The sequence below is a fragment of the Polynucleobacter sp. genome (assembly GCF_044342855.1).
Lineage (GTDB): Bacteria > Pseudomonadota > Gammaproteobacteria > Burkholderiales > Burkholderiaceae > Polynucleobacter.
The window spans coordinates 34706-47524 of sequence record NZ_JBIIPA010000011.1; the positions used below are offsets into that span (position 1 = coordinate 34706).

General features: G+C 46.6%; 10 protein-coding genes and 2 pseudogenes. 7 read left to right on the forward strand and 5 right to left on the reverse strand.

Annotation, left to right across the window (positions count from 1 at the left end; all coding sequences use genetic code 11):
• The first annotated feature begins 128 nt into the window (after positions 1-128).
• Both ACIQZ3_RS05270 and ACIQZ3_RS05275 read left to right on the forward strand, forming a co-directional pair.
• Positions 129-476, forward strand: a complete 348-nt coding sequence (locus tag ACIQZ3_RS05270) for a c-type cytochrome (protein ID WP_397391024.1) — start codon at positions 129-131, stop codon at positions 474-476.
• A gap of 9 nt (positions 477-485) precedes the next feature.
• Entirely contained in the window at positions 486-1763 is a 1278-nt protein-coding gene (locus tag ACIQZ3_RS05275; protein ID WP_397391026.1) for an FCSD flavin-binding domain-containing protein, read from the forward strand.
• A gap of 50 nt (positions 1764-1813) precedes the next feature.
• Here ACIQZ3_RS05275 and ACIQZ3_RS05280 read toward each other — a convergent pair whose 3' ends face one another.
• Positions 1814-2470, reverse strand: coding sequence for a DUF3422 family protein (locus ACIQZ3_RS05280; protein ID WP_397391028.1), 657 nt, complete (start codon positions 2468-2470; stop codon positions 1814-1816).
• Between ACIQZ3_RS05280 and ACIQZ3_RS05285 the strand changes: the two are divergent.
• From ACIQZ3_RS05285 to ACIQZ3_RS05300, 4 genes and pseudogenes are all read left to right on the forward strand, one after another.
• A pseudogene (locus ACIQZ3_RS05285) lies at positions 2466-3485 on the forward strand (UxaA family hydrolase); the annotation flags it as partial. The gene ACIQZ3_RS05280 and the pseudogene ACIQZ3_RS05285 overlap by 5 nt on opposite strands.
• A gap of 132 nt (positions 3486-3617) precedes the next feature.
• Entirely contained in the window at positions 3618-4577 is a 960-nt protein-coding gene (locus ACIQZ3_RS05290; protein WP_397391030.1) for a DnaJ C-terminal domain-containing protein, read from the forward strand.
• A 5-nt stretch (positions 4578-4582) separates the two neighbouring features.
• The gene (locus ACIQZ3_RS05295; protein WP_397391032.1) at positions 4583-4900 is read left to right on the forward strand and encodes a chaperone modulator CbpM; all 318 of its coding nucleotides are present in this window, start codon (positions 4583-4585) and stop codon (positions 4898-4900) included.
• Positions 4901-4967: 67 nt separating this feature from the next.
• A pseudogene (locus ACIQZ3_RS05300) lies at positions 4968-6215 on the forward strand (APC family permease); the annotation flags it as partial.
• Here ACIQZ3_RS05300 and ACIQZ3_RS05305 read toward each other — a convergent pair.
• Positions 6212-8131: an ATP-binding cassette domain-containing protein gene (locus tag ACIQZ3_RS05305; RefSeq protein WP_397391034.1), complete on the reverse strand. Its 1920-nt coding sequence runs from the start codon at positions 8129-8131 to the stop codon at positions 6212-6214. The pseudogene ACIQZ3_RS05300 and the gene ACIQZ3_RS05305 sit on opposite strands and share 4 nt — an antisense overlap.
• A 101-nt stretch (positions 8132-8232) precedes the next feature.
• On the opposite strand from ACIQZ3_RS05305, the gene ACIQZ3_RS05310 reads away from it, so the two are divergent.
• Complete coding sequence (locus ACIQZ3_RS05310; RefSeq protein ID WP_397391036.1) at positions 8233-8829, forward strand: AAA family ATPase; 597 nt, start codon at positions 8233-8235, stop codon at positions 8827-8829.
• Between the two features lie 62 nt (positions 8830-8891).
• Here the strand turns inward: ACIQZ3_RS05310 and ACIQZ3_RS05315 are convergent, their stop codons facing one another.
• The 3 genes from ACIQZ3_RS05315 to ACIQZ3_RS05325 all read right to left on the reverse strand — a co-directional run bounded on the left by ACIQZ3_RS05315 (position 8892) and on the right by ACIQZ3_RS05325 (position 12743).
• Entirely contained in the window at positions 8892-9521 is a 630-nt protein-coding gene (locus ACIQZ3_RS05315; protein WP_397391038.1) for an OmpW family protein, read from the reverse strand.
• Between the two features lie 176 nt (positions 9522-9697).
• Positions 9698-11113: an oxygen-independent coproporphyrinogen III oxidase gene (gene hemN, locus ACIQZ3_RS05320; protein ID WP_397391040.1), complete on the reverse strand. Its 1416-nt coding sequence runs from the start codon at positions 11111-11113 to the stop codon at positions 9698-9700.
• 19 nt (positions 11114-11132) lie between these two features.
• Complete coding sequence (locus ACIQZ3_RS05325; RefSeq protein WP_397391042.1) at positions 11133-12743, reverse strand: NAD(P)/FAD-dependent oxidoreductase; 1611 nt, start codon at positions 12741-12743, stop codon at positions 11133-11135.
• Between the last annotated feature and the right edge of the window lie 76 nt (positions 12744-12819).

The window sequence follows — 12819 nt, forward strand, 5'->3', positions numbered from 1 at the left end:
CTATCAGCATCCAGACCCTCGTTTTTAAATCTAAGCATATTGAAAATCCATCTAAGTAAAACCACCAATCCCACCGCTATCTGATTAAGATAGGATCTATTAGCATCATCCTTAGAACAGTTGTATGTATGACGGAGACTATTCCTATGCAAGTGAAGTTTTTAAAACCCATTTTGGTGGCCAGCACCCTCATTGGCCTGAGCCAATGGAGCGGACTCAGCTTCGCACAAACTGCTGACCAACTATACAAACGCAGCCTAGCTGCAACCTGCGCTAATTGTCACGGTACCGATGGCAAAGGTGTGGTTGATGGCGGTATGCCGCTGATCAACAACCTCACTAGTCAAGAGATGCTGGCTAAGCTCAAGGCATACAAGAGCGGCGCGCTAGAAGGCACCATCATGCCCCAGCTCACAAAAGGCTACACAGAAGAACAACTCACCACTATTGCCAATCAACTTGGCAAGAAACAATAAGGAGGCGCCATGGATCGTCGACATTTTATAGGTCAGAGCGCTGCAGCAGTAGGTCTACTTGCAGGGCTGTCTAGCCAAACAAAAGCAGCTACTTTACAAAAAGCAGAAATTCTAGTCATCGGCGGCGGATATGGTGGCGCTACTGCTGCCAAATATTTACGTCTGTTCTCCAATAACACCGCGCGAGTAACTCTCATTGAGCCAAATACTTCATTTATCTCGTGCCCAATGTCCAATTTAGTTATTGGCGGCTCACGCACTTTAGCTGAAATTACCTCTCCATATGACACCCTCAGCAAACGTCATGGCATCAAGATTATTCAAGACAGTGTCAGCAGCATCGATCCAGATAAGAAAACAGTTACGCTCGCTTCTGGCAAAACATTGCGTTACGACAAAGCGATCGTATCTCCTGGTGTCTCACTGAATTTCAAGAGCATTGAAGGTCTTGCTCAAGCCAACAAGGATGGCGTAACGCTCCAGGCCTGGAAAGCAGGCCCAGAAACTGTTGCCCTGCATAAGCAAATTGCCGCTATGCGCGAAGGTGGCACTTTTGCCATTACTATCCCAGAAGCCCCATATCGCTGCCCTCCTGGGCCTTATGAGCGCGCCTGCCAGGTTGCCAACTATCTCAAGACCCACAACCCCAAAGGCAAGGTCGTCATTTTGGACGCCAACCAAGATGTCACATCCAAAGGGGCTTTGTTTAAGAAGGTATGGGCTGAACAGTACGCCGGGATCATTGAATACCGACCAAAGAGCAATGTAGTTGGCGTTGATGCAAAAACCAAAACGCTCAAGCTCGAAGTTGAGGATGACGTGAAGGCTGATGTACTGAACGTTCTCCCACAAATGTCTGCTGGTGAAATCGCCATTAAAACTGACCTAGCCAATTCCAATGGTCGCTGGGTGAACGTCAACTTCCTGAACTTTGAGTCAACTGCACGCAAAGATATCCACGTATTGGGTGACTCTATTCAGATTGCGCCAGCAATGCCGAAATCCGGTCATATGGCTAACCAACATGCCAAGGTGGCAGCTGCAGCTATCGTTGCAGAGTTGAGTGGCTGGGAAGTCAATCCAGCACCAGTTCTCACCAATACTTGCTACAGCTTTGTAAATGATCGTGAAGTGGTTCACGTTGCTAGCGTTCATCAATACAACGCTGCCGAGAAAACCTTTAAGGCCGTTCCGGGATCTGGCGGCTTGTCACCAGCACCATCAACCCTTGAAGGTGTTTATGCTTGGGGTTGGGCGCACAACATCTGGGCCGATAGTCTAGGTTAAGCAGTATTTGCGTTAATTAAAAAAGAGGCCTCGGCCTCTTTTTTTAATATCTACAGAGATTTACCCATCTCAGAAATTCTCTTACGTCTTCGCTTACTAATGAACAAGAAGATGATCGCCACCACTGGAGCAGCAATTGCTGCAACAATTTCTGGATGGATAGCAAAGCCGGCCTCTTTGCCACCCTTGGCGACATAGGCCAACAAGCTCACGGCATAGCAAGTCAAAACTAGAACGGATAAGCTCTCAACAGTCTCCTGCAGACGCAATTGCAGACGTGCGCGCCGGTCCATGCTAGCAAGCAATTTTTGCGTCTGCTCTTCATTTACAAACTCAATACGAGTTCGTAGAGTTTGCGTTGTTCTCGAGATGCGGTCGGATAATTCTTTTAGCCTACGCTGAGTCCAAATACAGGTACCCATAGCAGGCTGAAAACATCGATCCATAAATTCAGAGGGGGACTGCACACCCGGAATTGGAGACTCTACTAGCTCATATAAGTTTTTACTCAGCAATTGGCTGTAGGCCTCAGCAGCAGTGAAGCGTAATCCATACCCCGATATCCACTGCTCCGCTCTTGAAGCCAAATTAGAAAGCTCTCCTAAAAACTGCCCATCTTTTTCAGTATGTACGCCTGATTCAGTTTGGAGTTGAGAGATATTTTTAGATAAATCAGCTAGTTCCGACTCAGCAGTTCTAAGCGGCATGGAAATGAGTGGCGAACCAATGCAACTACTGCGTAGAACGATGGCGGGCTATGCTCAGCATCCCAACCTCGCTGCCGCCCTCATCATTGGCCTAGGCTGCGAACGCAATCAACTCAAAGGATTGATGGAGCAAGAAGCCTTACAAGAAAACTCGACCTTGCACACCTTCATCATGCAAGAAACTGGTGGCACCCGCAAAACTATTGAAGCAGGTATTGAGGCTGTCAAAGCACTCCTTCCAGCAGCCAATAAAGTGAAACGGCAGACCGTATCTGCAAGTCACCTCTGCGTTGGTTTACAGTGCGGCGGATCGGATGGATTCTCTTCGATTACTGCAAACCCAGCCTTAGGCGCTGCGATTGATATTCTGTCGCGCCATGGCGGTACGGGTATTTTTTCTGAAACACCGGAGATTTATGGTGTTGAACATACCCTCACTCGTCGCGCAGTGAGCAAAGCCATTGATGAGAAATTAATCCAACGCATTCGTTGGTGGAAAGATGAATACTCTGTTGGCCGCGATGTCCAAATTAACGGGCAAGTTAGTCCCGGGAATCAAATTGGTGGTCTAGCTAATATTTTTGAGAAGTCACTCGGATCCTCTATGAAAGGCGGCACCGGACCCTTAATGGAAGTCTATCGATATGCAGAGCCAGTAACAGCTAAGGGTTTTGTGTTTATGGATACACCCGGTTTTGATCCTGTCTCCGCAACCGGTCAAATTGCTGGTGGCGCAAACCTGATTGCCTTCACCACGGGACGTGGTTCCATGTTTGGATCAAAGCCAGCCCCTTGCATCAAGCTTGCCACCAATACACCGATGTATGAGCGACTTACCGAAGACATGGATATCAATTGCGGTGAGATCTTAGATGGCACGGTTTCAGTTCAGGAAATGGGGCAACGTATATTTGAACTCTTCCTCAGAACAGCCTCCGGAGAGGCCTCTAAAAGCGAATTATTAGGCTTAGGGGACTATGAGTTTGTACCTTGGCAAATTGGGGTAATGGGTTAAGCTCAGAAGTAGCTGCAAATCTCTAGCTAGCGGGCAAACAGCCCGCTTTTTCTTTGCCCAAAAGAAGCCAGAAATTACCGCCGGGGACTGTAGAATTGGGCTTATTGATTTAATCAGGAATTCATTGGAATTATGAAATTCAGGGACTACTACGAAACGCTCGGTGTAGCACGAGGCGCTACGGAAGCAGAGATTAAAGCGGCTTACCGCAAGCTAGCCCGCAAATATCACCCAGACGTGAATAAAGAAGTTGGCGCTGAAGAACAATTCAAGGCAGTTGGCGAAGCCTATTCCGTTCTCAAAGATACAGAAAAGCGCGCTGCTTACGATCGTATGGGCGCTAATTGGAAAAATGGTCAAGACTTCACTCCACCACCAAACTGGAATGAAGGATTTGAATATTCTGATGGCAACTTTGGTGGCGGCTATGAAGGCGATCAAAGTGAATTCTTTGAATCGCTCTTTGGCAGAGGTCGACATCGCCAAGGTGGTCGTGGTGGCAACCCACGCCAAGGCATGGATTTCAAAGGCCAAGATCATCACGCCAAAATATTGATTGATCTAGCCGATGCCTACAATGGCGCAAAACGCACCATTGCCCTGCATATGCCAACTCAAGATGCCAATGGGCATGTCAGCACTCAAGAGCGCAAACTCGATGTCAGCATTCCAAAGGGCATTAAGGCTGGACAAAATTTACGTCTAGCTGGTCAAGGCGCTCCAGGCATGGGCTCTGGTGCGGCGGGTGATTTGTACCTCGAGATTGATTTCCATCCAAACCCGATTTACCGTGTAGATGGCAAAGATGTTTATCTTGATCTGCCCTTAGCCCCATGGGAAGCCGCTCTAGGCACTACTGTAAATATTCCTACGCCCGCTGGATCCACTCTGGAACTGAAGATTCCCGCTGGGACAGCAACCGGCCGCAAGATGAGGCTAAAAGGCAAAGGTATTCCTAGCAAAGAAGCTGGCGATCTTTATGTCATACCAAGTATCGTTTTACCAAGCGCTGAAACTGATGCACAGAAAGAAGCTTATCAATCACTAGAGAAGGCTTTTGATTTCAACCCCAGAACCCACTTGAAGGGATGATGAATATGACGCAAACACAAATCACCTGGATTGAAGGTAGCCTTGTTGAAGAAGAGGTGCATATGAGCATTGTGGAAATTTCACAAGCCACACGCGCACCAGAGGATCTCATCATGTCTTGGGTCACAGAAGGTGTTCTTAGCCCCACTGGTTCATCACCAGAAGACTGGCGCTTTGGTGGAGATTCACTTCAGCGAGCAAAAACTGCAGCACATCTTGCTCATGACTTGGAGCTGAATACTCCTGGGGTCGCATTAGCGCTCGATCTCTTAGATGAAATCACCCGCTTACGTAGCCAACTGCTTCGCACAAATGTAGGTTAAACACCATTGAACTCAGGCTTACTTAAACGCAACCCCCAAACAAGCAAAGCACGTTAGTCTTTTTTCTGCAACCGCGTTAGGCATCGGCGGAATGATGGGTGCAGGCCTCTATTCCCTACTTGGCTTGGCAAGCTCGCATGCGGGCACCCACGTGCCTTTAGCCTTTCTGATTGGCGCTATTGCAGCTTCTTTCTCAGTCTACTCTTATGCAAAACTCGGTGCCGCCTATCCAAGCAGCTGTGGAGCAGCCACTTTTACAGTAATGAGTTTTGGCCCTGGGTTTATTTCTGGCGGCATCAATCTATTTCAATACATTGCCTACTTAATTGCAGCCGCCCTATACGCAGCCGGTTTTGTTGAATACACCAATACACTTTTTGGCGGCGATCTCTCGCCCACTCTTCTGAAATGCATTACCGCAGCAATCATTTTGATTTGTACATTTCTGAATCTTCTCGGGCCGAGCCTGGTTGGCAAGGCTGAAACATTTGCTATTGGTCTAGTTGTAATTAGCCTTCTAGTATTTTCAGCGATGGGGTTTAATCATGCGGACTTCAAGAGTTACCACATGGCAGGAGGCTCCATAGAGGGTATTGCGGTAGCTGCAGGCATTCTCTATATTAATTTCCAAGGCTTTGGTGTGGTGACCAATTCTTCATCAGCCATGAAGAGTCCCCAGAAAGAATTGTCTCTAGCAATGTTTTCTGCGCTGATCTTAGTGACGATTGCCTATTTAGCCGTGAGCATGGCTGTTGTGATGCTCCTGCCCTTGAACGTCATGCAATTAGATAATGGACACGTACTAGCTGATGCAGCAAAATTGGTAGCAGGCCAGCTTGGATTTATTCTCATTAGTATTTCTGCATTACTAGCCTGTGCTGCAGCGGTCAACGCTACTATTTTTGCAGCTTCTAATATTGCGGCCGACCTTGCAGAAAAGCATGAAGTCTCTAGCGTCTTGGGAAATACCGTTCTGAAAAATAACCTTCACGCACTGACCGTCTCATCGCTTGGCGTAATTATCCTAGCCCTAATCTTCCCTTTGAGTGAAGTGGGTCAAATGGCTAGCCTAGCTTTTCTATTGGTTTATGCGGTGATTACCTATGGACATCTTCGGGTACACAAACATACTAGAGCGAATCCAAAAATTCTGTGGTGTGCGATTGCAATCAACCTGAGTTTATTTACTGCACTGCTGATAAATACGATTAAGACAGCGCCATCCAGCGCTATTGCCCTTCTCATCGCCCTTGTGACCTCATTTGGACTCGAGGCATTTTCACGACTCAAATCCAAACGCCTCAAGTCACATTAAGATTCTGAGCGACTTAAAAGCAGTTCCCAGCGTTGTAGTTTGATATCGAGATCGGCAGTGATTTCAGATAGGCGCGCTTGCATACTGGCAGCCAAGTCAGGTTCATTTTTATAGAGATCGGGGTTGCTCATCGCAATCCCAATATCCGCCTGCTCCGTCTCCAAAGTTTCGATCTGCAAAGGCAATACCTCTAACTCCTGGCGCTCCTTGCCATTGAGTTTTTGTACTCCACTCTTTGCTACTACAGGCTTGGATTCAACCTTAGGCTCAATCTTGATATCTTGCTTTGGTTCGACCTTAGCGCCACCGTTGGCTGCGCGAATCTTATCTGAGCGAGCCTTCTGAATCTTCCAATCCTCGTAACCACCCTCATACTCGCGCCAAAAGCCATCGCCCTCATTGGCAATAATGCTAGTAACGACGTTATCCAAGAAGTAACGATCGTGACTGACTAAGAATACGGTGCCCTTGTAATCCTGCAGTAACTGCTCGAGCAAATCCAAGGTATCGATATCCAAGTCATTAGTTGGCTCATCTAAGACCAAGACGTTGGCAGGACGCGCAAATAAGCGCGCCAACAATAAGCGATTGCGCTCTCCACCAGACAAAGTACTTACTGGTGAATTGGTGCGCTCTGGTGCAAATAAGAAATCACTTAAATAGCTCTTAACGTGTTTCTTATTGCCATTAATTTCAATCCACTCGCTACCTGGGCTGATGTAATCCTCAAGTGAGGCATTGAGATCAAGACCTTCTCGCATCTGATCAAAATAAGCTACCTCAATACGGGTTCCCATCGTTGCCGTACCCGAATCTGGCGCAATCGTTCCGAGAATCAATTTAAGAAGCGTCGTCTTACCGGCGCCGTTAGGCCCTAGTAAGCCAACTTTATCGCCACGCAAAATCGTAGCTGTGAAATCCTTCACAATTGGGCGATCGTAAGACTTAGAGACATTCTGAAGATCGGCAACAATCTTGCCACTTCTATCGCCCGCTGAAACTGCGAGCTTCACTTGCCCAACCGCATCACGTCTCTGCGAGCGTGTTGTACGAAGTGCTTCGAGACGCGCTATACGGGCAACGCTTCGAGTACGTCTTGCCTCAACCCCTTTGCGAATCCAGACCTCCTCTTGGGCGAGCAACTTATCTGCGCGTGCATTAGCCAGGGATTCAGAATTCATTTCCTGATCTTTTAATACTTCGTATGCTGAGAAGTTACCTGGATAGGTCCGCAAGATACCGCGATCGAGCTCAACAATCTGCGTACAGACGTTATCCAAGAATGCGCGATCATGGGTAATCAGAATTACAGAGCCGTTGTACTCTTTTAGCAAATCTTCCAACCAAGAAATTGAATCTAAATCCAAATGGTTGGTAGGCTCATCTAATAGCAAGACATCTGGCATCTCTACTAAAGTGCGAGCTAAAGCAACACGCTTCTTAGTTCCGCCCGATAAAGTATTAATCTTCACTTCGGCATCTAAATGCAGACGATCTAATGTTTCATGAACGCGCTGCTCCCAATTCCAGCCACTTAAGGCCTCTAACTGGGACTGCACTTCGTCTAAGCGATGATGGGCTGCATCATCCCACTCCCCAACGCTCAGAGCCTCATATTCTTCACGCAGAGCCTTGGCTTGAGCTACGCCTTTAGATACAGCATCAAACACTGTCTCCTCAGCCTCAAATATGGGCTCTTGCGGAACATAGGCAATTCGGAGGCCTTGCTGATATTGCAGCAAACCATCATCCATTTTTTCTATGCCGGCCAAGATCTTCAATAAAGAAGATTTGCCTGTGCCATTGCGGCCAATTAAGCCAACCCGTTCCCCAGATTCCAATGAGAAAGCAGTATTTGCGAGGAGGTCAACGTGGCCAAAAGCCAGTTTTGCATCAGTGAGTACGATTAAAGCCATGGCGACATTATCGTCACTTCACCCAAAGTGGGGATATTTCCAATAAACATGGGATTGAGAAGTAGAATTTACTCAAGCAATACCTCCAAATAAAGAGATAAATGACCTGCAAGCTCAGCCCAAGCGCTCCCCGACTTATCCTCTTTGCTGGCCATGCAGGCACAGGTAAAACTACTTTGGCTAAAAAGGCGCTACCCCTCATTATTGAAAAGACTGGGGAGGACTTTTTCTTTTTGGATAAAGATACGGTGTATGGGGCCTATAGCGCCCACGTCATGGAGCTCACCACTAATAATCCCAATGATCGTGATAGCCCCTTCTATCTCGAAAACCTGAGAAATTGGGAATATGCAGGCCTGATCGCCATCGCCAAAGAAAATCTCCAGCTGGGAGTAAACGTCATCTTAGTAGGTCCGTTTTCCAGTGAGATTCAAAGTGGTCGGATGTTCAATCCCGAAGAGCTTGGAGTTCCCAGCGTATCTAGCATCAAAATCGCCTGGATAGATCTCGATGAAGATGAAGCACGGAGTCGCATGGAGAAGCGCGCAGACCCTCGAGACGAATACAAACTTAAACATTGGGAGCAATACGCCAAGCGTAGAGTGGAGCCGCCAGAACATATCGCCATACAGCGCTTCGACAATTTAAATTTCGATGAAGCCAAGTTTGAGAAATTAATCGATCATCTCATTCAATAAATAGAAGACAAAAAAAATAGAGCCCCTCAGGGGCTCTATCTCAAGAACTAAGAACTGAATTCTTAGAACTTGTATGTAACACCCACAGCTGGCATCCATGGGTTCAAAGTCAATTTACCGAGGTTTGCACCGCCATCCACCGCCTGAACATTAGTAGCCATGGTTGCGTATTTGACATCAATGTTAAGGCCCCAGTTTTTATCCAACATGTAGTCCATACCAATTTGGCCAACAAATCCAACGCTTGATGGCTGAACCTGAACGGTATTTTCAAGAGCTGGAAAGTTCTGACGGTTACCGAAAATAGTGTAGTTAATACCAGCACCAACGTAAGGCTTAAATGCGCCTAACTCAGTAAAGTGGTATTGAGCCAATAAAGATGGTGGCAAGGCAGAAACTTTACCAACATTGGCACCACCAGCGGTAATGTTGACTTGTTGCGGCCAAGTCAATACCAACTCAGCAGCGATATTTTTAGTAAAGAAGTATGAAACGTCAAACTCAGGAATCCACTGGTCTTTAGCCTTGATATCGGCAGTCTGAGCAATTCCGGTCTGACCATTATTCCAAAGCAAATCAACAGCGCGAACACGAATCATCCAAGGATTTTCTTCTGCTGCTTGTGCTTGAGCGGCGATTGGAGCTAATGAAGCTACTGCTGCCATTGCGGCTACTAGAGTTTTAATACGCATGATGTACCCTTTTTTGTTATCAATTTGATGAATTCATTTTCAAATTGATATGAGGGTAACGATTTGATGCACATCAAATGCAATGGGTACCAAAATTTTTTATTGGTTTTAAAGCAACACTGTTTTGATGAGTTTTTGATCTATATCAAATCGATCAATTTTTGGCACTTATTTGATCAAAGAACTTTGGAATAAGTGCCCTTAGCCTGAGACTCCCTCAGATGGCGATCAAAGGTCATGGCCACTCTTCTAGCCAAGAGCCTGCCCTTGATGGGTACTACCATCTTGGCACCTTGCCATTCGAGAAGGCCGGCCACCTCTAGATGCTTTAGCTCCTCAATTTCTGTCTTGAAGTAGGTTGGGAAGTCGATTTGATGGGCACTAGCAAACTGTTCTGTATCGAGAGCAAATTGGCACATCAACTCGCCAATGAGTTCGCGGCGTAGTAAGTCATCTTTATCTAGCTGTAGGCCTCGGAGGGTTGGCAAATGGCCATCATCAATGGCTGCATAGTACTCATCTAGAGTGCGGACATTTTGCGAGTAGCTGTCGTCAACCTTGCCAATAGAAGAAATCCCAAAAGCCAAGAGATCGCACTCAGCTTGCGTGGAATAACCCTGGAAATTGCGATGAAGCTTACCTTCTTTTTGCGCAATCGCTAATTCATCGTCTGGTTTAGCGAAATGGTCCATACCAATAAACACATAACCTGCATCGCTAAGTGTTTTTATGGTGTTCGACAGAATATCTAACTTATCTGCAGCCCCCGGCAAATCTTCTTCAGCAATTCTGCGCTGTGGTTTGAAAATATGGGGCAAGTGCGCATAGTTATAAACCGACAATCGATCTGGATTCATCTTGAGAACCGCATCAACAGTTTCTTTAAAGGTCTCCGGGGTCTGCTTAGGTAGGCCATAGATCAAATCCACACTTCTGGATTTAAATCCATACTTCCTAGACCAATCCATTACCGCCTGAGTTTCCTCAATGGTCTGCACGCGATGCACTGCTTGCTGCACTTCGAGGTTGAAGTCTTGTACCCCAAGACTGACACGGTTAAAGCCCAATTCAGCCAATAAGGCAATATCGGCCTCAGTCACTCGTCGTGGATCAATCTCAATCGAGTATTCACCGCCAGGAAGAAGGTCGAAATGCTCACGCGTGTGGTGCATTAACTCCGTCATCTCTTCATGGGATAAAAATGTAGGGGTACCACCACCCCAATGAAGTTGGGTCACCGGTATTTTTTTCTGAGCACCCATGGCAGCACAATCCATCGCCATCTCTTTGGCTAAATACTTAATGTATTTAGCGCTTCTACCGTGGTCTTTAGTGATGATTTTGTTACAACCACAGTAGTAACAAATATTGGGGCAAAACGGTAAATGAAAATACAGTGATAGTGGCTCGTTGACCTTAGCTACGCGCTGCAATGCTCCCAAATAGTCAGCTTCACAAAACCCATTATGAAAGCGATCAGCGCTAGGGTAAGACGTATAGCGCGGGCCATTGATATCAAACTTCTGCAATAGCTCTGGATGAAAAAGTACTTCTTTTTCATTTGATGTAGAGGCAGGCACTACAGAATTCATCAGAAATTAGCTTATTGGATTATTGAGATAGATAGTCGAGCGCTACCGCTTCTGCTACTTTAATCCCATCAACCCCAGCAGACAAGATTCCACCGGCATAACCAGCGCCCTCACCTGCGGGATAAAGACCTTTGACATTTAAACTCTGAAAGTTAGCTCCTCGCGTAATGCGTAATGGGGAGGACGTACGCGTCTCAATACCAGTCAATACCGCATCCTTCATTGAAAAGCCTTTAATCTGCTTCTCAAAAGCGGGGATCGCCTCTCGGATTGCCTCAATTGCATAAGCAGGCAATGCATCAGCGAGGTCCGTTAGATGAACACCGGGCTTATAGGATGGCATGACAGAACCAAAGTCTGTAGAAGCCTTGCCAGCCAAGAAATCCCCCACCAATTGACCCGGAGCTTCATAGGTTGATCCGCCTAATTCGTACGCCTTGGACTCTAGAGCTCTTTGAAACTCGATACCCGCCAAAGGTCCACCGGGATAGTCCTCAGGAGTAATGCCAACCACAATACCGGCATTTGCATTACGCTCATTACGAGAGTATTGACTCATCCCGTTAGTCACTACACGGTTGGGCTCAGAGGTAGCGGCAACTACCGTTCCGCCTGGGCACATACAGAAGCTATAGACTGCGCGACCATTCTTGGCGTGGTGCACTAACTTGTAATCGGCTGCACCGATGAGCTCATTGCCAGCGTGTGGCCCTAAGCGTGCTTTATCAATCAAAGACTGAGGGTGTTCAATTCGGAAACCTACTGAAAACGGTTTTGCCTCCATATAAACACCTGCCGCATGTAAAACCTCAAAGGTATCCCGAGCGCTGTGGCCAAGAGCCAGCACTACATGATTGGCAGGTAAGTCCGGATGCCCCTCAATCTTGACTCCAGCAATTTGATCATTCTGAATATCAAATCCAATGACCTTTTGTGAAAAGCGAATCTCTCCACCGAGCTCAATAATTTCTTGGCGCATTCTTTCGACAACACCTACTAGTCGAAAGGTCCCGATATGTGGCTTAGCTACATAACGAATTTCTTCTGGGGCGCCTGCTTTGATAAATTCAGCAATAACTTTGCGACCATAAAACTTCGGATCTTTAATTTGACTCCAGAGCTTGCCATCAGAAAACGTACCTGCACCACCCTCACCAAACTGCACATTCGATTCTGGATTAAGGATATTTTTACGCCACAAGCCCCAAGTATCTTGGGTACGTTCTCGGACTGGTTTGCCGCGCTCTAATACGATGGGTTTAAAACCCATCTGCGCCAACACTAAGGCAGCAAAAATTCCACAAGGACCAAATCCAATAATGACAGGACGCTCAAAGCTTGCGCTCTTAACTTGTGATGCATTTACCACAAAGTGGTAACTCGTATCCGGGGATGGTCTTACGTGAATGTCGCTCGCAAACTGCTTGAGCAATTTTTCCTCATCTTTTACCGATAAATCAACGGTATAGATAAAAGCAAGAGCGACATTTTTTCTGGCATCGTAGCTACGCTTAAAAACATCAACCCGAATCAAGTCTTGAGCCTGAATATTCAAGCGCTTCAAGATTGCCTCATCCAATGCCTCAGGGGCATGGCTAATAGGCAGACGAAGTTCTGTAATGCGGATCATGGGACTCTACGATACATAGTAAATCAAGGTAATTTTCTAAATAATACTGGGAGATCCGGTTAACCCCCTTTTAAAG

Excerpts from the sequence above, each read along its gene's own strand:
- hemN (WP_397391040.1), bottom strand. The coding sequence starts at position 11,113 with ATGAATTCTGTAGTGCCTGCCTCTACATCAAATGAAAAAGAAGTACTT.
- ACIQZ3_RS05295 (WP_397391032.1), top strand. The coding sequence starts at position 4,583 with ATGACGCAAACACAAATCACCTGGATTGAAGGTAGCCTTGTTGAAGAA.
- ACIQZ3_RS05290 (WP_397391030.1), top strand. The coding sequence starts at position 3,618 with ATGAAATTCAGGGACTACTACGAAACGCTCGGTGTAGCACGAGGCGCT.
- ACIQZ3_RS05310 (WP_397391036.1), top strand. The coding sequence starts at position 8,233 with ATGACCTGCAAGCTCAGCCCAAGCGCTCCCCGACTTATCCTCTTTGCT.
- ACIQZ3_RS05275 (WP_397391026.1), top strand. The coding sequence starts at position 486 with ATGGATCGTCGACATTTTATAGGTCAGAGCGCTGCAGCAGTAGGTCTA.
- ACIQZ3_RS05270 (WP_397391024.1), top strand. The coding sequence starts at position 129 with ATGACGGAGACTATTCCTATGCAAGTGAAGTTTTTAAAACCCATTTTG.
- ACIQZ3_RS05325 (WP_397391042.1), bottom strand. The coding sequence starts at position 12,743 with ATGATCCGCATTACAGAACTTCGTCTGCCTATTAGCCATGCCCCTGAG.
- ACIQZ3_RS05305 (WP_397391034.1), bottom strand. The coding sequence starts at position 8,131 with ATGGCTTTAATCGTACTCACTGATGCAAAACTGGCTTTTGGCCACGTT.
- ACIQZ3_RS05280 (WP_397391028.1), bottom strand. The coding sequence starts at position 2,470 with ATGCCGCTTAGAACTGCTGAGTCGGAACTAGCTGATTTATCTAAAAAT.
- ACIQZ3_RS05315 (WP_397391038.1), bottom strand. The coding sequence starts at position 9,521 with ATGCGTATTAAAACTCTAGTAGCCGCAATGGCAGCAGTAGCTTCATTA.